Source organism: Bradyrhizobium sp. USDA 376 (genome assembly GCF_054063675.1).
Genome location: NZ_JBSSGN010000001.1, coordinates 3736210 through 3757581, shown reverse-complemented (window position 1 = coordinate 3757581; position 21372 = coordinate 3736210). Strand labels below are relative to the sequence as shown.

Genomic DNA, 21372 nt, shown 5'->3' with positions numbered 1-21372 from the left:
CGGAACGCAGGCTTCGCCATGATCGTTCGCCAAGCTGCAAATGTTCTGGAGATCATGGAATTCTTCGCGCAAGTGAAGAAGCCAGCGACGCTTGCCGAGATCGCCGATCATTTCGGCTGGCCGCGCTCGTCGACCTTCAACCTGCTCGCGACGCTGTCGGAGAAGGGCTATCTCTATGAGCCGCGGCCGCGCGCCGGATTCTATCCGACGCCGCGGTGGCTGGCGATGGCGCGGATGATCTCGGAGGTCGAGCCGCTGCCGCCCTGGACACATCAGCTGATCTCCGATCTCTCCGCCGAGACCGGCGAAACCGCATCCATCGTGGCGCCGGCCGGCGTGATGGCGGTGTTCATCGACGTCGTCGAGTCCAAGGCGGCGATCCGCTATTTCGCGACCATCGGCCACCGCGTGCCGATCCACGCCACCGCGAGCGGCCGCGCGCTGCTGCTGCAGTATCCGCAGGAGGAGCGCGACTCCGTCTATCGCAAGATCGAGTTCAAGCAGTATGGCCCGTCGACGCCGATCAGCATCGAGGCGGTCGAGACCGAGCTGCGCAACTCGATCGCGCGTGGCTATTGCCAGAGTTTTGGCGATTACAGCCGCGACCTCGCCGGCGCGGCGATCCCGCTGCCTGTCGGCGACCGTCGTCTCTCCGTCGTCGTTGCCGGCCCGGAGTTTCGCATCGGCCCGAAGGTGCCGGAGGTGGCCGCGCTGATCGCGCGGACGGTCGACCGGCTGCGGCCGAAGACCTCTGCGGCTTAGATTTTTTGAATTGAGTAAGACTGCGACCCCCGCAAGCGGGGAGAGGTGAAGGCGGGCCTAGCCTTAATCGAATCCCTGAACGGGCGGCGACGTGGTCTCCGCGGGCGCAGCAGGAGCCGCTTGAACGGGCTGCGCAGCAGGAGCGGCCTGAACCGGCGGATTGCTGGCGGCTCTCATCTGACCGTTGGCATTCATCGCCTGGCGCGTGCGCGGCGGAGCGCCGGCTGCGCGATAAGCCTCGCGACGCGGTGGCTGCCGATGTCGTGCCGAGCGCGAATCTCTCGCGCCCCATGACCGGGCGATTGCCGGTCCGGCGGTATAACCGACCACCGCGCCGGCGACGGCACCGATCGGCCCCAGCACCACGGCGCCTGACACGGCTCCGATTGCCGCAGCACCAGCACGTTCCTGTGCGGCAGCGGCCGCAGGCATGCCTAGCAGCAGAACGACGGCAGTGATCAGAGCTTTCTTCATCGGAGCGCCTCCCTCGGAGAGATCACTCTTACTCAAATATGGCCACAGGACGTTTGTCCGTTGCCCAACACGGGGCAATCGCCGATGGAACTCCGGCAATTCAAGGGCAAAGCCCCGGCGGGGCCGATCAGCGCAACTACGGCGCGACCGCGACGGTGCGCTCCCTCGCGCCGTTCTTACGGGGAGAGGGTTGGGGTGAGGGGCTGCATCCGCAATGACGGTGAGAGCTGGACTCGCGGAGAGTCCCCCTCACCCGGATTGCATCTGCGATGCAATCCGGCCTCTCCCCGCAGGCGGGGAGAGGCGAAGGTCAGACGATCTTGATCGACATGTCCGGCAAGCCCTCGAGCTTGCACAGGAGCACGTCACCCTTCACTACCGGGCCGACATTCTCCGGCGTGCCGGAATAGATGATGTCGCCGGCCTTCAGCTCGAACGCTTCCGAGAGCTTTGCGATCTGCTCGGCGACGCTCCAGATCATCTTGCTGAGATCCGAGCTCTGCTTCACCGTGCCGTTGATCGCGAGCGAAATGGCGCCCTTCTCGAAATGGCCCGTCTTGCCGACCGGGTGGATCGGGCCAATGACCGCGGCGTGGTCGAAGCTTTTGCCGATCTCCCAGGGCTTCTTCTCCGCGGCCATGCCGTTCTGGAGATCGCGCCGGGTCATGTCGAGGCCGAGCGCGTAGCCATAGACATGGTCGAGCGCCTTATCGACGGGGATATTGGTGCCGCCGGATTTCAGCGCGGCCACCAGTTCGACCTCGTGGTGGTAGTTCTTGGTCAGCGACGGATAGGGATGGTCGGCGACCTCGCCGATCGCGACGTTCTGGATCGCGTCCGTCGGCTTCTGGAAGAAGAACGGCGGCTCGCGGTTCGGATCCGAGCCGCGCTCGATCGCATGCGCGGCGTAGTTGCGCCCGATGCAGTAGATGCGGCGGACCTGGAACACCTGGGTCTCGCCGACAATCGGAATCGCGACCATCGGCACCGCGAAGATCGGCTTCGGTGCGGCCTGCGCTGCCGCCGGCGTTGCTTCTGCGATGGAAGCTGCGGTGACGGCCGCGGCAGTCGCGAGCAGATCCCGGCGCGTGGTCCTTTTCATGTTTTTGCTCCCTCATGGCTTCGTTGGGCGGCGTTCTTGCGCGCCGATCTGGCTGATAACCGATATTCAGTATGCCAGCAACGCTGGGCGGCGCGATCTAGCATCGCCTTGTGGGCGCGCCCCTCCTCAGCGACCAATAAAATCGGTTAGCATGGAACTTGCATAAATTCTGGGCGACATGGACGCCGCATGAACCTCATCAGCCTCGACATCCGCATGCTCCGGTCGCTAATCTCGGTGGTGGAGACCGGCAGCATCACCGAGACCGCACGACGGCTGGGCCGCACCCAGCCGGCGATCACGCTGCAATTGCAGCGGCTGGAGGAGCTGACCGGCAAGCAGCTGTTCGAGCATGGCGGCCGCCGGCTGACGTTGACCGACGACGGCACCACGGTCCTGACCTACGCAAAATCCATCCTGAGGTTGCATGACGAGCTGATCTCGCAACTGGCGTCACAGGAGATCGAAGGCCAGGTCGTGCTCGGCACGCCCGACCTCTATGCGGCCTTCATGCTGCCATCGATCCTCAGCGTGTTCCGAAAGTCCTTTCCGCGCGTGCAGGTCGAGCTCAACTGCGCGCTGTCGACACCGCTGGTCGGCCTCGTCAAGCGCGGCGATGTCGACATCGCGCTCGTCACCCGCATGAACGATTTCACCGGCGGCCAGGTGGTTCGCCGGGAGCAACTCGTCTGGATGACCGGCGAGCAATCCGCCGCGCACCAGGAACGCCCGATCCCGCTGGCACTTCTGCCTCCCGGCAACATCTATCGCGACTACGCCATCGACACACTGGAGCGCGCGAACCTGCGCTGGCGCATCGCCTGCGTCAGCGAAAGCGTCGGTGGCCTCCAGGCGGCGGCGTTCGCCGGCATGGCGGTCACCGTGCTCGGCCGCAGTGCGCTGGTGCCGGCGATGCGCGAGATCGGCTCGAACGAAGGCCTGCCGCCGCTGCCGAAGATCGAGCTCTTGCTCTACAAGTCCAGCGGCGCGACCTCGAAGGCGGCGACCGCCCTGCACGACTATCTCGCGCACTACCTGCGCCTCGACGAAGAACTCAGCGGTCGCGACGCGCCGATTGAGCTATCCTGACGTGTATAGCAGAGGTGGTCAAAAATACCCCGAAGACGCCCCCAACTGCATCCACCCGGTCACGCGGTCGGACATCGGCGCCTGCTTTCATCTCCGTTTTTGATCCATTTCATAGGTACGCCCTAGTCCAGCAGCGGCCCGGTATGCTTTGATGCGTGTGGCAGGAACCGAGACGCAAGGGTAGCCTGATGTTCATACTCATTCGAAAGTACACCAAGGTTCGTTCGGTCGCGGATGCTGCCCGCCGCGCCAAGAGCGGCGTCGGTCAGATCCTCAGGGAGTCGCCCGGCTTCAAGTCATATTATGTGTTGGACGGGGGCGGAGGCGTTGGTGTCGCCGTGATGATATTTGAGGACCGCGAAAGCGCGATTGCGGCGAACGCCAAGGTGCTGGGGTTCATTCAAGCAAGCTTGCATGACCTTGATCTTGGGGATCCCGAAATCATCGCCGGAGAAGTCTTGGTGAATATAGAGTCTGCTGCGTAGATGCTCGCAAGGTTCCTCGTCAGCTACCTGCGCAAGCACCGTCATTTCACGCCCTGACGAGCGCCAGGGCCCTGCTCGCGCAACGCCAGTTGCGGCCAGAACTTCGCCCAGGGCTGCGCCTGCTCGAACGCAGCGGCAATGCGGAAGATCGTGGGCTCGTCGAGCCAGGGCGCGACGATCTGCAGGCCGATCGGCATGCCGTCGCGGTCGAACCCGCAGGGCAGCGTTGCCGCCGGAAGGCCCGCGAGGTTGATCGGCCAGGTGAAGGGCGACCAGCCGAGATGCGGGTCCACCTCGCGGCCGTCGATCTTGCCGACGCCGATCTGCCCGGCCTCGAACGCGGTGACCGCGACCGTCGGCGTCACCAGCGCATCGACACGCTCGAACAATTTCAGGAACGCATTGCGCGCCTGGCCGCGGCGATAACCGGCTTCGACATAATCCGTGCCGCTGTAGTGGCGGCCGGCGCTGACGACGTCGCGATAGTCGGCCTCCGAAGTTTCGAGATCGGCCGTGGTCTTTGTCGCTACTGCCGCCGCCTGTTCTGTGAACGCGATCGGTTTCAGCGTGTGCTCCAAGATGCCGGGGTCGAGGCCCGGACCATCCATGGTGACCTGTGCACCGCAGGAGTCGAGAATGGCCAACGCCTTGTTGAACGCGGCGCGCACATCGGGGCTGACGGCGGCATAGCCGAGATCGACGCTGGCGCCGATGCGAAGGCCGTTCAACGAAGCAGCGTTGGTGTCGAACCGTCGCGGCGACACCGGCAGGCTGGCGGGATCGCGCAGATCGTAACCCGCGATGATCTCCAGCGTCAGCGCGGCGTCTGCGACGGTACGCGTGATCGGCCCGGTATGGGCGAGCGAGGCCCATGACGGCGGCGAGAAGCCGGGCGAGCGCGGCACGAGGCCGAAGGTCGGCTTGAGGCCGAACACGCCGCAGAAGGACGAGGGCACGCGGATCGAGCCGACGCCGTCGGTGCCGATCGCGATCGGGCCGCAGCCGGCGGCGACACCGGCTGCCGCGCCGCCGCTCGAGCCGCCGCTGGTGCGGCCGGGATTCCAGGGATTCCGCGTCGTGCCCGTGACCGGGCTGTCCGCCGTCAGCTTGTAGCCGGACTCGCAGGTGGTGGTCTTGCAGGTGATGATCGCACCGGATGCCTTCAGCGCCGAGACCACGGCGGCATCGACGTCGGGCACGAACGCCTTGTTCATCGGCGAGCCGGCATAGGCCGGCACGCCAGCGACGAAGACGAGATCCTTGATCGTGACGGGCACGCCGGCAAGCGGCCCCGTGGCCTCGCCCGCACGCATCTCCTTCGTGAGACGATCAGCCTCCGCCCTCGCCTGCTCGTACATCGGTGTCACCACCGCGTTGCAGGCCTCGTTCGTCGCCTGAAGCGCGGCGATGGTGTCGTCGACGACATCGCGCGGGGTGAACGCCTTGCGCCGGTAGCCGGCCATGATCTCGGTAACAGAGAGCGCGCCAAGGCCAGTCGGCGCCGGCGGGAAGGCCGTTCGGCCGGAACCATCAGTCATCATCAACCCTAAGAATTAGCTGAGCGCCGCGTCGACGGCGCGCTTGGCCATCACCGTGACGAGATGCGCGCGGTAATCGGCTTCGGCGTGGATGTCGGAGGTGAGACCGTCATTGTCGATCCTGATCGCCGCGATCGCGGAGGGATCGAAATTGCCCGACAGCGCCGCTTCCATCGGCGGCACGCGGAAGACACCCGGTCCCGCACCGGTCACGGCGACGCGCACACCGTCGGCGAATTTCGCGACGAACACGCCGACCAGCGCGTAGCGTGAGGCCGGCGCCTTGAACTTTGCGTAGCCCGCCTTGAGCGGCACCGGGAAGCGGATCGCGGTGATGATCTCGCCCGGTTGAAGCGCCGTCTCGAACAGCCCGAGAAAGAACTTGTCGGCCGCGATCTCACGCGTGCTGGTGATGACGGTCGCGCCGAGGCCGAGCACGCCGGCGGGATAGTCAGCCGCCGGATCGTTGTTGGCGACCGAGCCGCCGATGGTGCCGCGGCTGCGCACGGCGGGATCGCCGATCATCGAGGCCAGCGCGGCAAGCCCCGGGATTTTTGTCTGCACCAGTTTTGAGGCCGCCACCACCGCATGCGGCGTCATCGCGCCGATGGTGATGGTGGCTCCGTCATCTGCGATGCCCTTGAGGCTTCCGAGCTTCGACAGATCGACCAGCGCAGGCGGATTGGCCAGCCGCTGCTTCAGCGTCGGGATCAGCGTCATGCCGCCGGCAACGAGCTTGCTGTCCGCAATCGAGGTCAGGAGCTTCGCCGCATCGGGAATCTGGTCGGGCTGGTGATAGGCAAACGGTTTCATTGTGGTCCTCCCTATTCCGCCGCGACGGGCAGCGACGCGTTCTGCAGCAGGCGCCAGATCCGGTTCGGCGTCGCCGGCATGTCGACATGGGTGACGCCGAGATGCGACAGCGCGTCGACCACCGCGTTGATGACGGCGGCGGGCGAGCCAATGGTGCCGACCTCGCCACAGCCCTTCACGCCCATCGGCGTATGCGTGCACAGCGTCGAATGGGTCGCGACCTTCATCATCGGCAGATGATCGGCGCGCGGCATGCAGTAATCCATCAGCGAGCCCGACAGCAGCTGGCCCGATCCTTCGTCATAGACCGCGTTCTCGAACAGCGCCTGGCCGACGCCCTGCACGATGCCGCCATGCAACTGGCCCTCGACGATCATGGGGTTGATGACCGTGCCGACGTCGTCGACTGCGGTGTAATTGACCAGCGTCACGGTGCCGGTCTCCGGATCGACCTCGACCTCGGCGATGTGGCAGCCGCCGGGATAGGTGAAGTTGACGGGGTCGTAATAGGCCTGCTCCTCCAGCCCCGGCTCCAGCACTTCGAGCGGATAATTGTGCGGCACATAGGCGGCACCCGCGATCTCCTCGAAGGTCTTGATGCGGTCCGTTCCGGCGACGGAAAACTTGCCGGCTTCGAACTGGATGTCGGCCTCGGACGCTTCGAGCAGATGCGCGGCGATCTTCTTGCCCTTGACGATCACCTTGTCGGTCGCCTTCGACAGCGCGGCGCCGCCGACGACCAGCGAGCGCGAGCCATAGGTGCCCATGCCGAACTGCACGCGGTCGGTATCACCGAACACGATGTCGACATTCTCGAAGGCGACCCCGAGCTTGTCCGAGACGATCTGCGCGAAGGTCGTCTCGTGGCCCTGGCCGTGATTGTGGGTGCCGATCATGACCGTCACCTGGCCGGTCGGATGCACGCGCACCGTGGCGCTCTCGTAGAGACCGCCGCGCGCCCCGAGCCGTCCGGCGAAGCGCGATGGTGCAAGGCCGCAGGCCTCGACATAGGTGGAGTAGCCGAGCCCGCGGAACTTTCCTTTGCTAGCCGAGGCCGCCTTGCGGACACCGAAATTCTTGACGTCGGCCGCCACCAGCGCGCCGTCGAGACATCCCATGGGATCGCCGGAATCGTACTGCACCAGCACCGGCGTCTGATACGGATAGGCTTCCTTCGGGATCATGTTGCGGCGGCGAATCTCGACGCGGTCGATGCCCATCTCGCTGGCCGCGACATCGACGATGCGCTCCAGCACGAAGGTCGCCTCGGGCCGGCCGGCGCCGCGATAGGCATCCACAGGCACGGTGTTGGTGAAGACCACCTTCACGTTGCAGTAGATCGCGGGCGTGGTGTAGACGCCGCCGAGCAGCGGTCCATAGAGGTTGGTCGGGATGTTCGGCCCGAAGGTCGAGAGATAGCCGCCCATATTGGCGAGCGTGTTGACGCGGAAGGCGAGGAATTTTCCGGTCTCGTCGAGCGCGAGCTCGGCCTCGGTGACGTGGTCGCGGCCGTGACGATCGGAGACGTAGCCCTCCGAGCGGCTCGCGACCCATTTCACCGGCCGCCTCACGCGCTTGGCGGCCCAGGTGATCACGGCCTCCTCGCCGTAGTGGAACTGCTTGACGCCGAAGCCGCCGCCGACATCGGGCGCGACCACGCGCAGCTTGTGCTGGGGAATGTTCAGCACCAGCGCGCCCATCAGGAAGCGCACGACATGCGGGAACTGGCTGGTCGTCCACAGCGTGAATCGATCCGTGCCCGGTTCGTATTCGGCGATCGCCGCGCGCGGCTCCATGGGGTTGCCGATCAGGCGGTTGTTGACGAGGCTGAGCTTGGCGACATGCGCCGCTTTCTTGAAGGCGGCTTCGACCGCGGCCTTGTCGCCGAGCTCCCAGTCGCAGCAGATGTTGTTCGGCACGTCATCGAACAATTGCGGCGCATCGGGCCTGACCGCTTCGAGCACGCCAACCACGGAAGGCAGCAGCTCGTAGTCGACATTCAGGAGCTCGGCACCCGCATTGGCCTGCTCCGGCGTTTCCGCGATGACGAAGGCGACCATGTCCCCGACGAAGCGCACCTTGTCCTGCGCCAGCATCGGGAACGGCGGCTCCTTCATCGGGACGCCCTTGGCGTCGGTGATGCCCCAACCGCAGGGCAGCGAGCCCAGTCCATCGTCGGCGACATCGTCGCCGGTCAGGACCGCGATGACGCCGGGCGATGCCAATGCCGCGCTCTTGTCGATGCCGCGCAGGACTGCATGCCCATGCGGCGAGCGCACGAAAACACCGGCTGTCATGCCGGGACGCTTGATATCGGAGACGTAATTGCCACGACCGGTGAGGAATCGCTGGTCCTCTTTCCGCTTCGGTGCAGCGCCGATGCCGATCACATTGCCCATGATCATTCTCCCTTGGCGGCGTTCATGGCGGCAGCGCCTGATATCACCGAGACGACGATGTTCTGGTAGCCGGTGCAGCGGCAGATGTTGCCTTCGAGGCCGTGGCGGACATCGGCCTCGGTCAGGTCCGGCTTCTCGCTGGCCAGCGCGACAGCCGTCATCAGCATGCCCGGCGTGCAGAAGCCGCATTGCAGGCCGTGATGCTCGCGAAAGGCTTCCTGCATCGGATGCATCCGGTTCGAGCCCGGCGCCCCTTGCAGACCTTCGATGGTGAGCAGGCTCGCGCCATCGAGCGCGGGCGCCAGCAATGTGCAGCTCTTCACGGGAAGACCGTCCAGATGCACCACGCAGGCACCGCATTGGCTGGTATCGCAGCCGATATGCGTGCCGGTGAGATTGAGCTGCTCGCGCAGGAGCTCGGCGACGAGCGTTGCGGGCTCGACGTCGACAGTGGTTGGCCGTCCGTTGAGTGTGAAGGATATCTGCACGGTCATACTCCTGTGCGCGACGGGTCTTCAGGCGAGTGGAAGCGCGCTGCCGATGGCCCATGTGGCCATCACGACATCGCCGACGGTGAAGGGATCTGCGAAGAAGGTCTTTTCCGGCACGTAGGCGACGAACTCGTCGTCCGGGACGGTGTCGAGCATGACCTTGACGAAATAGCCCTGGTATTCGATCGCGAGCACGCGGCTCGGCAGCGACGTGGTGCAGCCGGGCGGCAGTTCCCTGCCCGGCCGGACCAGCGCAACATCGTCGCGGCGCACGGCGATATCGACCTTGTCGCCGACGCTGACGGTCGGGCGGGCCTGCAGCGGCACCTCAATGCCAGAGGGGGCGGCCTGCGCGAGGGTGAAGCTCGCTCCGTTGACCTTCTCCACCCTGCCCGAGAGCACGTTCTGACCACCCATGAACTCCGCGACATAGCGGTCGTGCGGATGGGCATAGACGTCGCGTGCCGGTCCCGCCTGCTTGATCCTGCCCTGCTCCATCACCACGACGAGGTCGGCAAGCGCGATCGCTTCGAGCTGGGTGTGGGTGACGTGGATGAAGGTGATGCCGAGCTCCTGCTGCATCCGCCTGAGCTCCTGGCGCATCTGGACGCGGAGCTGCTCGTCGAGCGCGGACAGCGGCTCGTCGAGCAGCAGCACGCGCGGCTCGGTGATCGCCGCACGCGCCAGCGCCACGCGCTGCTGCTGGCCGCCGGAGAGCTGCGCCGGCAGGCGGTCAGCGAAGCTCGTCAACCGCACCTTCTCGATCATCGCGTCGGCCGCACGCAAACGATCCGCCTTGGACATCCCGCGCACGCGCAGGGCAAAGGCGATGTTCTCGCGCACGGTGAGATGCGGGAACAGCGCATAGGACTGGAACATCATCGCGGTGCGGCGCTGCACCGGCGCGAGTCCGACGACATTCTGGCCGCCGATCACGATCTCGCCGGCGGTCGGATCCTCATGACCGGCGATCATGCGCAGGATCGTGGTCTTGCCGCAGCCGGAGGGGCCGATGAAGCAGCAATAGGCGCCGTCGGCGATCTTGAGATTGACGCCGTCGACGACGTAGGTCGCGCCGTCAAAGCTCTTGCAGACGCCTGCCAGTTCGATATCGCCGCGATCGTTCTTCATTCCCAGCTCAACCTTTGGACCCGCTGCCGCGCTTCTTCTGGATCAGCACGATGGTGCCGAGGCTGGCACCGATGACGATGAAGGAGACGATGGTGGTCACCGTGCCGAGCGCGTAGAGCGAGGGCGAGGTGACGTTCAGCGTCATGCTCCAGATTTCCAGCGGCAGCGTGTTCAGCGAGCCCGCGGTCTGCAGGCTGCGCGCGAACTCGTCATAGGACAGCGTGAAGCCGAACAGCGCGACCGCGACGAGGCCCGGCGCCAGCACCGGGATCATCACCAGCCGGATCGACTGCCAGCGGCTGGCGCCGAGATCATAGGCCGCCTCCTCCCAGACATGGTTGAAGCGCGACATCACCGCGAACATCACGAGCACGCCGAACGGCAGCGTCCAGGACAGCTGCGCGCCGAGCGCCGAGGTGTACCAGCTCGCATTCAGCCCGAGCGCCTGAAACAACAGGCCCGTGCCGAGGCCGAGCACGAGGCCGGGCGCGACCAGGCTGCCGATCATCATGTAGAACACGACGGTGTCGCCACGAAACCGCCTGCGGAAGCCGAGGCCGGCGAGGAACGACACCACCACCGTGATGATGGTGACGATGACGGCGAGCTTGATCGAGCGGTCGAACGAGCCCTTGACGTCGCCGGTGCGCACCTGGGTGAAGAGATCGACGAACCAGTGCAGCGACTGGCCCTTCATCGGGAACACCAGCCCGCCGCGGATGTCCTGGAACGACAGGATGTAGATGCAGAACATCGGGCCGTAGAGCGCGAGCACATAGAATGTGAACAGCACCGCCAGCACGTAGAAGGTCCAGGGCCTGCCGCCCTTGCTCGGCGCGATCGCCTTGGTTGTCGCAGGTGCGACCGACTTGGACATGTCAGTTTTGGGCATATCGGCCAACACCGCGCTCATCGCGTGATCTCCTGCCTGATATCGACGGTGCGCAGGATCAGCGAGACGATCGCGACCAGCACCAGCGTCAGCAGCACGGCGCTCGCGGCCGCGGTCGGATATTGCAGCACGCCGACGTCCTCGTAGAACGCGCTGACCACCGAGGCCGAGCCGCCGCCGGACATCACCTTGACCACGAAGAAATCGCCCATCACGATCGAGACGACGAAGATGGTGCCGAGCGCGATGCCGCTCTTGGACATCGGCACCACGATCAGGCGCATGATGTCGAAGCGGCTGGCGCCGGCGTCGATCGCGGCTTCGATCAGCTTCTTGTCGATCCGCGCCATCGAATTGAAGATCGGCACGATCATGAAGATCGTGAGTTGGTGGACATAGGCGATGACGACCGCGAGATCAGAGAACAGCAGCACCTCCAGCGGCTGGCGGATCACGCCGGTTGCGAGCAGTGCCTGGTTGATCAGGCCTTCCTTGCCGAGCAGCGGAATCCAGGAAATCATCCGGATGATGTTCGAGGTCCAGAACGGCACCGTGCACAACAGGAACAGGCCGATCGCGAGCAGCTGGTTGCGGACGTGGAACACCAGGAAGTAGGCGACGAAGAAACCGATGATCAGGGTGAAGACCCAGGTCAGCACGGTGAACTTGATTGTCGCCAGATAAAGCTTGAGCGTCAGTGCCGAGTGCAGCACCTCGACATAGCTCGCCAGCGTGAAGCCCGGCGTCAGCCCGCCAAAGCCGTCGGTGGCAAAGAAGCTCGCCGCCAGCACCACCAGGATCGGCGCCACGAAGAACGGCACGAGCACCAGGACCAGCGGCGAGACGTAGAGCCAGCCGGCCAGATTGGATCGCGATGGAGTTGAACTCGGCTGCATGTCAGCGAACGCCTCGACGTCGATCTCATCCGCCGACGCGTCGCCGCGCCGGCGCCTTTCGTCAGGGAAAGCAGGTTTCAGGCCACCTTGAAGTCGTTCCAGCGCTTGTTCATGTAGGCGGCCTCGTCCATCAGCGTGTTCCAGCACGAGATGTTCTTGACGCGGTCGAGGAACGAGCCGCCGTCGCGCTTGGTGCCGGCCTTCTCCATCGCGACGCCATAGGGATCGTTGACCACCTCGGGTGCGGGCTGGCCCTCGTACCAGAACGCCCATTCGGCGGGGGTGAGGAATTTCTTCGCGGTCGACGGCACCGGGCTGTAATAGCCGTAGCGCGCGACGAAGCCGCCCTGCCAGCCCGAGAGGTACCAGTTGAGATATTCATAGGCCGCGTCGAGCTTCTTGCCGGAGAGATGCTTCATCAGCCCCATGCCGTTGCACCAGCCGCGGTAGCCTTCCTTGCCGTTCTTGACGTTGACCGGCGCGTAGACGCAGGGAATTTCCTTGACGCGGACAGCGGCGACCGCCGGCGACCACATCGACTGGATGATCACTTCGCCCGCCGCCATCAGCTGCACCGACTGGTCGAAGGTGGTCCAGGTCGCACGGAACTGGCCCTGCTTCTTCAGCTCGATCAGCTTGTTGCAGGTGAAGTCGATCTCCTCCTTGGTCATGTTGCCCTTGTTGCCGTACTTGATCAGTCCGGCGCTCTCGAAGCAGAGCGCGGCGTCCATGATGCCGATCGCGGGCACGTCGAGAATCGCGGCCTTGCCCTTGAACTTCGGGTCGATCAGATCCTTCCACTCCGTCACTTCATGGCCGACGAGATCGGGGCGGTAGCCGATTGAGTCGGCGTTGTAGACCTGCGGCAGGAAGGTTGCCCATTCGGTGACGCCGTCATTGAGGTCGGTCGCATCGGGCTTGGCGATGTACATGGCTTCATAGGGCGAGATGCCCTGGCGCGGGATCTTGTGGCCGTCGATCTCACCCTTGGTGAAGATCGGCAGGATGTTGTCGAACTCCTTGATCTTCTTGACCTCGATGCCCTGGATCACGCCGCGCTTGGCGGCAAGTTTCGCCTGCCAGCCCTCGAGATCGGCAATGTCGACCGTATTAGGCTGGCTTATGAAGCGGTTGATGGCAGCTGAGGTGTCGAGGTTCTGCATCGTCACCTTGAAGCCGAGATCCTTGGCCGCCTGGTCGCCGATCGCCTTCACCACCGAATAGGACACGCCGACATGGCGCAGCTCGATGTCCTTGATCTCCTGCGCCCAGATGGTCGGGAACCCGCGGATCGCGTCGGTCCCTGCGGCTGCGCCCGCAACGGCGGCCGCCCCCTTCAACAGCGTGCGCCGGCTCAGTTTTTTCGCAGATGTCGCTCCCGTTCCCGCCGGATCGGAAGTGGACGTCCCCTTAATCCTGTCAGACATGGCAACCCTCATTGGTTACGATGAACGCTCGCCCCGATCGCCATTGACCGGCTGCGGATGTGATCAGTTGCGCGTGAGGCTATGGCTGAGATTTTGCGAAGTAAAATTGGAAGTAAAAATTCGCGATATAAACGCGGCTAATGGATCAGACCGCTGCATTTGCTTTTGGCAGCGCGCATAAGAAGGCGTCAGGGCGTGTGTACAGGGACGGCGACTGGACGATGCGGCAACGTCCGCATCGTCACCATAATCGGCGCCGCACTGCTAGTCGCGGCGACAGGTCGCGCAGCGTGCGCGAGCGAGGCCGTGATCGCGCCGTCGCGCATGACGGCGATCGGCACGCTCGACGCGCGCTTCCAATCCTACAATGTCGAGATGGTGGAGGTGACGGGCGGACGGTTCTGGAAACCTTACGCGCAAGGCCAGATGCAACATGATCGCTACAGCGACAGGCCCCCGATCGATCTTGCCAACCCTCGCCTGCGCAAGCTCGCAGCGGCGCTGTCGCCAGCCTATATCCGCATCAGCGGCAGCTGGGCGAACGCGACCTATGTTGCGGACACCGAAAGTGCGCCGGCCACTCCGCCTGCCGGCTTCAACACCGCGCTCAGCCGCGCGCAATGGCGCGGCGTCGTCGACTTCGCCCGCGTGGCCGATGCGGAGATCGTGACGTCCTTTGCCGTCAGTCCCGGCAGCCGCGACGCAAATGGCGTGTGGATGCCGGACCAGGCGCAGCGCCTCGTCGAGGCCACGCGCTCATCCGGCGGCCGCATCGCCGCCGCCGAGTTCATGAACGAGCCGACGCTTGCGGCGAACAACGGCGCGCCGCCGGGATATGACGCGGAGGCTTATGGCCGCGACTTCAGGATATTCCGCACGTGGATCCGGCGTTCGTCGCCGGAGACGTTGATCCTCGGCCCGGGCTCTATCGGCGACTCCGCAGCTCCGGCAGCTAGCCGCATCCGCACGCACGATCTGCTCGCGGCGTCGGGGCCGGGTCTCGATCGCTTCTCCTATCACCATTACAACACGCTCTCGCCCCGCTGCGGCGTCCATGACGATCCGATGCAGGCTCTATCGGACGAGTGGCTGGCGCGCACCGACGTCACGCTCGCCACCTACCGCGCGCTGCGCGACGCGTTCGAGCCGGGCAAGCCGATCTGGTTGACGGAAACGGCGGACGCCGTCTGCGGCGGCAATCCATGGGATGCGACCTTCCTCGACACATTCCGCTATCTCGACCAGCTCGGCCGTCTCGCGAGAGCCGGCGTGCAGGTGGTGATGCACAACACGCTTGCGGCCAGCGACTACGGCCTGCTCGACGAGTGGTCGTTTCGTCCACGGCCAAACTATTGGGGCGCCCTGCTCTGGCGGCGCCTGATGGGGCCGACCGTGCTCGAGGCAGGCACTGCCCCAATGCCCGGCCTTCACATCTACGCGCATTGTCATCCCGCGATGAAGGGCGCCGTCTCCGTGCTCCTCATCAACAATTCGCGGAGCGCAGCGCACCTCGTGACGTTGGCAGGCCCTGCCGAGCGCTACACGTTGCAAGCCGATCGCCTGCAAAGCGCCACCGTCCGGTTGAATGGCCAGCCCCTCGAATTGACCGTCAACGACGACCTTCCGCGCCTTGCGGCCCGTGCCGCGCCGGCAGGCCGGCTCCAATTGCCGCCGGCCAGCATCACCTTCCTGGTGATGCCGGACGCCGCGGCCTGTCGCTGACGTACGCTGCTATTTCAGGCCGTCGCGCGCCGTCTCCGGCGCCAGCAAGGTCGCGACGATCGTGATGATCGAGAGCGCGATGATGTAGACCGACACGGCCCAGTAAGATCCTGCCCACGCCAGCAGCGCGGTTGCGATCAGCGGCGAAAAGCCGCCGCTCAGCGCGGCCGCGACGTTGGCGCCCAGCGAGGCGCCGCTGTAGCGCACCTGGGTGCGGAACAGCTCCGGCATGAACGCCGCCTTCGGCCCGAACAACAGCGCATGGGTCAGCGTCATCGTGACGACGAGCGCGAGCGTGATCAGCGCAGGTTCTTTTGTGTCGAGGAACCAGAACAGCGGAAACGCCAGCGCGACGGTGAACACAGCACCCGCGAGGTACAGCGCCTTGCGGCCAAAGATGTCGGAGAGCCAGCCGGCGAGCGGCAACGTCGCGAACTCGACGATCGCAGCATAGACCACCGCATCCAGGATCACCTGGCGCGGCAGACCGAGTTTTGTGGTGGCATAAACCACGGTGAAGACGGTGAGCAGATAAGCAAGGCCCACCTCCGACACCGTGATGCCGATCGCCAGCAGAAAGCTGCGCCAGTCGCGTCGCAGCACTTCCAGCACCGGCTGGGCCAGCACCTCCTTGCGCTCGACCACCTCCTTGAAATGCGGCGTCTCCGCGAGCTTCAGCCGCACGATGAAGCCGACACCGACCAAGAGGATGCTGATCAGGAACGGCACGCGCCAGCCCCAACTCAGAAAGTCGGCTTCGGGCAGTTTCGTCATCAAGCCGAAGATGCCGGTGGAGGCGGCAACACCGACGGGAAAGCCGATCTGCACCAGGCTGCCGTAGAAGCCGCGGCGGTTGCCGGCATGCTCGATCACCATGACGACCGCGCCGCTCCACTCGCCGCCGAGCCCGATGCCCTGGACGAAGCGCAAGGCGATCAGCAGGATCGGCGCCCAGACACCGATCTGGCTGTAGGTCGGCAGGCAGCCGATCAGGAAGGTGCCGAGCCCCATCGCGATCATGGTCGCAACCAGCATCGTCTTGCGGCCGAGCCGGTCGCCGTAATGCCCGATGATCGCGCCACCGATCGGCCGCGCCACGAAGCCGACCGCATAGGTCGAGAACGCGACCAGCGTGCCGACGAACGGGTCGAAGCTCGGAAAGAACAGCTTGTTGAAGACGAGTGCGGCGGCCGTGCCGTAGATCAGGAAGTCGTACCACTCGATCGCGGTGCCGAGCGCGCTCGCCCACACCACATGCGCCGTCGTCGATCTCTCCGCCGAAGTGGAGACCCCCGTTGCTGCCGTCATGCCATGCCCCACAGATTCCAGACGGCATCATGGCTAATCGCGACGGGGCTTGCAACCTGCGGAGGTGTTCCTGCTCGCGATGACCACAGCAGGAGATATTTGAGCACGCCTGCTTCAACACGTCATTGCGAGGAGCTCTTGCGACGACCACACTGCCTCTGCGGAAACAGTCTGGGTTGCTTCGCTGCGCTCGCAGTGACGGTGGTGAGACAGTTGCGCACTCTGCCCCCTCCATCGTCGTCCTGGCGAAAGCCAGGACCCATTACCCCGGTCAGCGTTATCAAACACTGCTGTGGCCAAAGCGTCCGAAACAACAGCCGCCTGTGGTTATGGGTCCTGGCTTTCGCCCATGGGCGCTAAAATAGGATTTGCGCATTGGATTGGCTTGTGATTCCAAATTGGGATGGCACACGAATCGCTTGTGAACGAGGACTGGGCGCGTGTTGTCGCCCGGCTTGGCGGCGCCGAAGCGCTCAACGTTAGCGCGCGCGAGACGAAGGCGTTTGTCCGCCCGCGGGAAATCAGCAATGCGGTGGATTTGCTGCGCTTGATCCTGGCGTATTGCCTTGGCGAGCGAGGTCTGCGGTTGACGGCGGCATGGGCCACGTCGGTGGGCCTTGTCGATATCTCCAACGTGGCTCTGTTGTATCGGTTGCGTCAGTGCGGAGATTGGCTGGCGAAGTTGATAGGCCAAGCACTGGCGAGCGGTGCGCCGAAGGCGAGCCACGGCCGCCTGATCCGCATTGTTGACGCCACGACGGTCCCGAAGGCTGGGACGAGCGGCAGGAACAAGAACGCGGTGTGGCGCATACACAGCGCGTTCGATCTTCCGCAGGAGCGCTTTGGTCACTTCGAGCTGACCGATCAGCGAGCGGGCGAGACGCTGGACCGGATACCGGTGATTGCCGGCGAAATCCGTCTTGGCGACCGCGCTTATCTGCAACCGGAGCGCATGGCACGTCTCGTCGATGCCGGCGCGGACTTCGTGATCCGGTCCGGCTGGAAGAGCGCGCGTTGGGTTGATGCCAAAGGTGGTCTGGTCGATCTGACGGCCGAACTGCGCAAGGCTTCGGCATGTGGCCTGATCGATCGACCGATCTGGATAAAACGCAAGTCTGGCGCACCGCTGCTCGCTCTGCGTCTGGTTGCCGTCAAGAAGCCGGCGCAAGCGGCCGCGGTCGCACGACGCAAGGCGCGCCGAACGGCCCAAAAGGGAGGCCACCAGCTCTCCAGGCAAACACTTGACGCTGCAGATTGGGTGATCCTGGTGACCTCGCTCGCACCGGAGGACTTCTCAACGAGCGATGTCCTTGCCCTCTATCGGCTGCGATGGCGCATTGAACTCGGCTTCAAGCGGCTCAAGAGTTTGATTGGCCTGAAGGGCCCTCCCGGAACTGACGAGCGGTCCGCCAGGCCCCACATCCTCGCTCATCTGCTGATCATTCTCCTGCTCGAGCCACTCGTCGACGAACTCGAGGACTCTCCCCGCTTGGCCGAGGCCGCCTGACCCGTCCAGGGACCTGGCGTCTGCTCCGCCAACTCGTCGCCTCCCTCCGACAAGCAATCATGCCCCAACCCGCGATTGCTTGCCTGCGCAGACTTCGCTCCACGCTCGGACGGCATCTACACGAACCACCAAGACGAAAACGTCGCTATCAAGCAATGCAACTATTTTAGCGCCCATGGGCTTTCGCCAGGACGACACCGAGTATTGGGCACTGACATTCCAACTCACCGCCGCTCCAAGCCGCTGCCCGTGGAACCGCCGCACCCATTATTCGCCATTGACAAATCTATTCGCTAATATCTAATTTACCGTCAGAACAACCCGCCGCACCAAGCGGCCCATAAAAGCGAGGGAACGACGATGAGAGGGTTTCTGGCCGGCGCCATGCTCGCGGCCATGACTTCGGCTGCCATGACCACAGTCGCAAGCGCGCAAGTCTCCGACGACGCGGTGCGGATCGGCGTGCTGACGGACCTGTCGAGCTGGGGCCGCGACAATAGCGGGCCGGGCTCGGTCGAGGCCGCCAGGATGGCGGTGGAGGAGTTCGGGCCGACGGTGCTCGGCAGGCCGATCGAGATCATCAGCGCCGACCACCAGATGAAGACCGATGTCGGCGTGCAGATCGTGCGCGGCTGGTTCGACAACGGCAAGGTCGACGCGGTCGTCGACATCCCCAATTCCGGCATCGCGATCGCCGTGCACAACATGGTGCGCGAGCGGGGCAAGATCGCCCTGCTGTCCGGCCCCGGCGCGAGCTCGCTGACCGACGAGCTGTGCAGCCCGAACACCGTGCACTTCACCTACGACACCTATGCGCTGTCGAAGGTGACGGCCTCTGCCGTGATCAAGGAAGGCGGCAAGTCCTGGTACTTCATCACGGCGGACTACGCCTTCGGCCAGCAGCTCGAGAAGGACGCGACGCGTTTCATCAACGAGATGGGCGGCAAGGTGCTCGGCGGCGTCAAGCACCCGACCAATACCGCGGACTTCTCGTCCTTCGCGCTGCAGGCGCAGAGCTCGAAATCCGACGTCGTCGCCTTCGCCAATGCCGGCCAGGACACCGACAACGCCATCAAGCAGTCCGGCGAGTTCGGCCTCGTGCAGGGCGGCCAGAAGCTCGTTGGTCTCCTGATGTTCGACACCGACGTGCATGCGATCGGGCTGAAGGCCGCGCAGGGCACCTACATGACCACGGCCGCGTACTGGAACATGGACGAGGCAACCCGCGCCTGGTCGAAGAAGTTCTACGAGCGCACCAAGGTGATGCCAACCATGATCCACACCGGCGTCTACGGCGCGGTGCTGCATTATCTCAAGGGCATCAAGGCCGCCGGCACCGATGATTCCGCCAAGGTGATGGCCAAGATGCGCGAGCTGCCGATCGAGGATATCTTCGTCCATGGCGGCAAGTTGCGCGAGGACGGCCGCGTCGTCCGCGACATGTACCTGGCCAAGGTGAAGTCACCCGAGCAGTCTAGGGAACCCTGGGATTATCTGGATATCGTCAAGACCGTGAAGGGCGAGGACGCCTTCCGTCCGGTCTCCGAGTCCAAATGTCCGCTCCTGAAGAAGTGAGGTGAGCGATGACCGGCAACGAGCACAGCGCAGTTGAGACTTACGAGTGCGACGTGCTCGTGGCCGGATCTGGCGCCTCCGGCATGTCGGCCGCGATCACCGCGCGCTTTCGCGGCCTCGACGTCCTGATCGTCGAGAAGGAGCCGCGCTTCGGCGGCACCACCGCCCGCTCCGGCGGCTGGCTCTGGATACCGGGCACGTCGCTGGCGAAAGCCTATGGCATCGAGGAGACGCCGGAGCAGGCCCGTACGTACCTTCGCCATGAAGCCGGCAACAATTACGACGCCGCACGCGTCGATGCCTTCCTGAACGCCGGCCCCGAGGCCGTCGATTTCTTCACCACCAAGACCGCGCTGCGCTTCGACATGCCGCTGGTGTTTCCGGACTACCACGCCGAAGCGCCCGGCGGCGCGCAGGGTGGCCGCTCCATGGTGACGCGCCCGTTCGATGGCCGCGAGCTCGGCGACCAGATCAAGACGCTGGGCATGCCCCTGCCCGAGCTCACCGTGTTCGGCATGATGCTCGGAAGCGGCAAGGAGATCATCCACTTCATGCGCGTGACGAAGTCGCTGACCTCAGCGGTCTATGTGGCAAAGCGGCTGTCGCGGCATCTGATGGACGTGCTGCGCTACGGCCGCGGCATGACCTTGACCAACGGCAATGCGCTCGCCGGGCGGCTCGCGAAATCCGCGCAGGATTTGAAGATTCCGATGTGGCTGTCCTCGCCGGTGCGCGAGCTGACGGTCGAGAACGGCGCGGTGACCGGTGCGATCGTGTCGCGCGAGGGACGCGAGGTGCGTGTCCGCGCGCGGCAGGGCGTCGTGCTCGCCTGCGGCGGCTTCCCGCACGATGTCGAACGTCGCAAGAAGATGTTCCCGCACGCACCGACCGGCAGGGAGCATTTTTCGCCCGGCCCGACCGGCAATACCGGCGACGGCCTGCGCCTTGCGGAAAGCGCCGGGGGACGCATCGAGGACCGTCTGCCGAACGCGGCGGCCTGGGTGCCGGTGTCGCTGACCACGCGCAAGGACGGCTCCAAGGGCGTGATGCCGCATTTCATCGACCGCGCCAAACCCGGCGTGATCGCGGTGATGCGTGACGGCAGGCGCTTTGCCAATGAGGGCAATTCCTATCACGACTTCGTCCTGGCCATGATCAAGGCCGCCAGGCCCGGCGAGGAGATCGCGGCTTATCTGGTCTGCGATCACCAGACGCTGCGCAAATACGGCCTCGGCTGCGTGCCGCCCTTCCCGATGCCGCTCGGCCACCACCTCGATACCGGCTACCTCATGCGCGGCGACACGCTGGAGGCGCTGGCGGCAAAGGCCGGTATCGACGCAAAGGCATTCGCCGAGACGGTCAGGCAATTCAATGCGACGGCGGCGCAGGGCCAGGACGCCGCCTTCGGCAAAGGTTCAAAAGCCTATAACCGCTATCAGGGCGATGCGCTGCATGGCCCGAACCCCTGCGTCGCGCCGATCGAGAATGGCCCGTTCTACGCCATCAAGATGGTGATCGGCGATCTCGGCACCTATGCCGGCATCGTCACCGACGAGAACGCGCGGGCGCTCGACGCCGAGGGCCGGGTGATTCCCGGGCTCTATGCAGCCGGCAACGACATGGCGAGCATCATGGGCGGCAATTATCCCGGCGCCGGCATCACGCTTGGGCCGGCGCTGACCTTCGGCTACATTGCCGGCCGTCATCTCGCCGAGAGCGCCACGAGGCGCAACGCGGCGTAAGCGCGACGCCAGGAGGCGC

At 64.9% G+C, this 21372-nt stretch carries 18 protein-coding genes; 7 read left to right on the top strand and 11 right to left on the bottom strand.

All coding sequences use genetic code 11. The features are described from left to right. Window positions 1-18 precede the first annotated feature (18 nt). The gene (locus tag ACVJ19_RS17615; RefSeq protein WP_453950305.1) at window positions 19-762 is read left to right on the top strand and encodes an IclR family transcriptional regulator; all 744 of its coding nucleotides are present in this window, start codon (window positions 19-21) and stop codon (window positions 760-762) included. 63 nt (window positions 763-825) lie between these two features. Here the strand turns inward: ACVJ19_RS17615 and ACVJ19_RS17610 are convergent, their stop codons facing one another. Together ACVJ19_RS17610 and ACVJ19_RS17605 are read right to left on the bottom strand one after the other, a co-directional pair. Continuing rightward, complete coding sequence (locus ACVJ19_RS17610) at window positions 826-1236, bottom strand: hypothetical protein (protein ID WP_453950304.1); 411 nt, start codon at window positions 1234-1236, stop codon at window positions 826-828. 310 nt (window positions 1237-1546) lie between these two features. Continuing rightward, window positions 1547-2338: a fumarylacetoacetate hydrolase family protein gene (locus ACVJ19_RS17605; RefSeq protein WP_453950303.1), complete on the bottom strand. Its 792-nt coding sequence runs from the start codon at window positions 2336-2338 to the stop codon at window positions 1547-1549. A gap of 189 nt (window positions 2339-2527) precedes the next feature. On the opposite strand from ACVJ19_RS17605, the gene ACVJ19_RS17600 reads away from it, so the two are divergent. Together ACVJ19_RS17600 and ACVJ19_RS17595 are read left to right on the top strand one after the other, a co-directional pair. Continuing rightward, a complete protein-coding gene (locus ACVJ19_RS17600; protein ID WP_453950302.1) occupies window positions 2528-3427 on the top strand; it encodes a LysR substrate-binding domain-containing protein in 900 nt (299 codons plus the stop codon). Window positions 3428-3615: 188 nt separating this feature from the next. Continuing rightward, window positions 3616-3912 (top strand): hypothetical protein, encoded by a 297-nt coding sequence (locus tag ACVJ19_RS17595; protein WP_453950301.1) that lies wholly within the window; start codon window positions 3616-3618, stop codon window positions 3910-3912. 41 nt (window positions 3913-3953) lie between these two features. Here ACVJ19_RS17595 and ACVJ19_RS17590 read toward each other — a convergent pair whose 3' ends face one another. The 8 genes from ACVJ19_RS17590 to ACVJ19_RS17555 all read right to left on the bottom strand — a co-directional run bounded on the left by ACVJ19_RS17590 (window position 3954) and on the right by ACVJ19_RS17555 (window position 13499). Beyond that, window positions 3954-5450 carry an amidase gene (locus ACVJ19_RS17590; protein WP_453950300.1) on the bottom strand — a complete coding sequence of 499 codons (1497 nt, stop codon included), beginning with the start codon at window positions 5448-5450 and terminating at the stop codon, window positions 3954-3956. A 15-nt stretch (window positions 5451-5465) separates the two neighbouring features. Then, the gene (locus ACVJ19_RS17585; RefSeq protein ID WP_453950299.1) at window positions 5466-6263 is read right to left on the bottom strand and encodes an FAD binding domain-containing protein; all 798 of its coding nucleotides are present in this window, start codon (window positions 6261-6263) and stop codon (window positions 5466-5468) included. Window positions 6264-6274: 11 nt separating this feature from the next. After that, window positions 6275-8662, bottom strand: coding sequence for a xanthine dehydrogenase family protein molybdopterin-binding subunit (locus ACVJ19_RS17580; RefSeq protein WP_453950298.1), 2388 nt, complete (start codon window positions 8660-8662; stop codon window positions 6275-6277). Between the two features lie 2 nt (window positions 8663-8664). Then, window positions 8665-9156: a (2Fe-2S)-binding protein gene (locus ACVJ19_RS17575; RefSeq protein ID WP_453950297.1), complete on the bottom strand. Its 492-nt coding sequence runs from the start codon at window positions 9154-9156 to the stop codon at window positions 8665-8667. A gap of 21 nt (window positions 9157-9177) precedes the next feature. Continuing rightward, window positions 9178-10284, bottom strand: coding sequence for an ABC transporter ATP-binding protein (locus ACVJ19_RS17570; RefSeq protein ID WP_453950296.1), 1107 nt, complete (start codon window positions 10282-10284; stop codon window positions 9178-9180). A 7-nt stretch (window positions 10285-10291) separates the two neighbouring features. After that, window positions 10292-11197 carry an ABC transporter permease gene (locus ACVJ19_RS17565; RefSeq protein WP_453950295.1) on the bottom strand — a complete coding sequence of 302 codons (906 nt, stop codon included), beginning with the start codon at window positions 11195-11197 and terminating at the stop codon, window positions 10292-10294. Continuing rightward, window positions 11194-12072, bottom strand: a complete 879-nt coding sequence (locus ACVJ19_RS17560; RefSeq protein WP_453950294.1) for an ABC transporter permease — start codon at window positions 12070-12072, stop codon at window positions 11194-11196. Before ACVJ19_RS17560 ends, ACVJ19_RS17565 begins: the two co-directional genes overlap by 4 nt. A 77-nt stretch (window positions 12073-12149) precedes the next feature. Next, on the bottom strand, window positions 12150-13499 hold the full coding sequence (locus tag ACVJ19_RS17555) for an ABC transporter substrate-binding protein (protein WP_453950293.1): 1350 nt from the start codon (window positions 13497-13499) through the stop codon (window positions 12150-12152). 306 nt (window positions 13500-13805) lie between these two features. Here ACVJ19_RS17555 and ACVJ19_RS17550 point away from each other — a divergent pair, with 306 nt between their 5' ends. Continuing rightward, window positions 13806-15221, top strand: a complete 1416-nt coding sequence (locus ACVJ19_RS17550; RefSeq protein WP_453950292.1) for a hypothetical protein — start codon at window positions 13806-13808, stop codon at window positions 15219-15221. Window positions 15222-15230: 9 nt separating this feature from the next. Here the strand turns inward: ACVJ19_RS17550 and ACVJ19_RS17545 are convergent, their stop codons facing one another. Then, window positions 15231-16529 (bottom strand): MFS transporter, encoded by a 1299-nt coding sequence (locus tag ACVJ19_RS17545; protein ID WP_453950291.1) that lies wholly within the window; start codon window positions 16527-16529, stop codon window positions 15231-15233. A gap of 403 nt (window positions 16530-16932) precedes the next feature. Here ACVJ19_RS17545 and ACVJ19_RS17540 point away from each other — a divergent pair, with 403 nt between their 5' ends. The 3 genes from ACVJ19_RS17540 (at window position 16933) to ACVJ19_RS17530 (ending at window position 21353) form a co-directional block, all read left to right on the top strand. After that, entirely contained in the window at window positions 16933-18036 is a 1104-nt protein-coding gene (locus tag ACVJ19_RS17540; RefSeq protein ID WP_453947895.1) for an IS4 family transposase, read from the top strand. 360 nt (window positions 18037-18396) lie between these two features. After that, a complete protein-coding gene (locus tag ACVJ19_RS17535; protein WP_453950290.1) occupies window positions 18397-19611 on the top strand; it encodes an ABC transporter substrate-binding protein in 1215 nt (404 codons plus the stop codon). An 8-nt stretch (window positions 19612-19619) separates the two neighbouring features. Next, a complete protein-coding gene (locus tag ACVJ19_RS17530) occupies window positions 19620-21353 on the top strand; it encodes an FAD-dependent oxidoreductase (RefSeq protein ID WP_453950289.1) in 1734 nt (577 codons plus the stop codon). The last annotated feature ends 19 nt before the right edge of the window (window positions 21354-21372 follow it).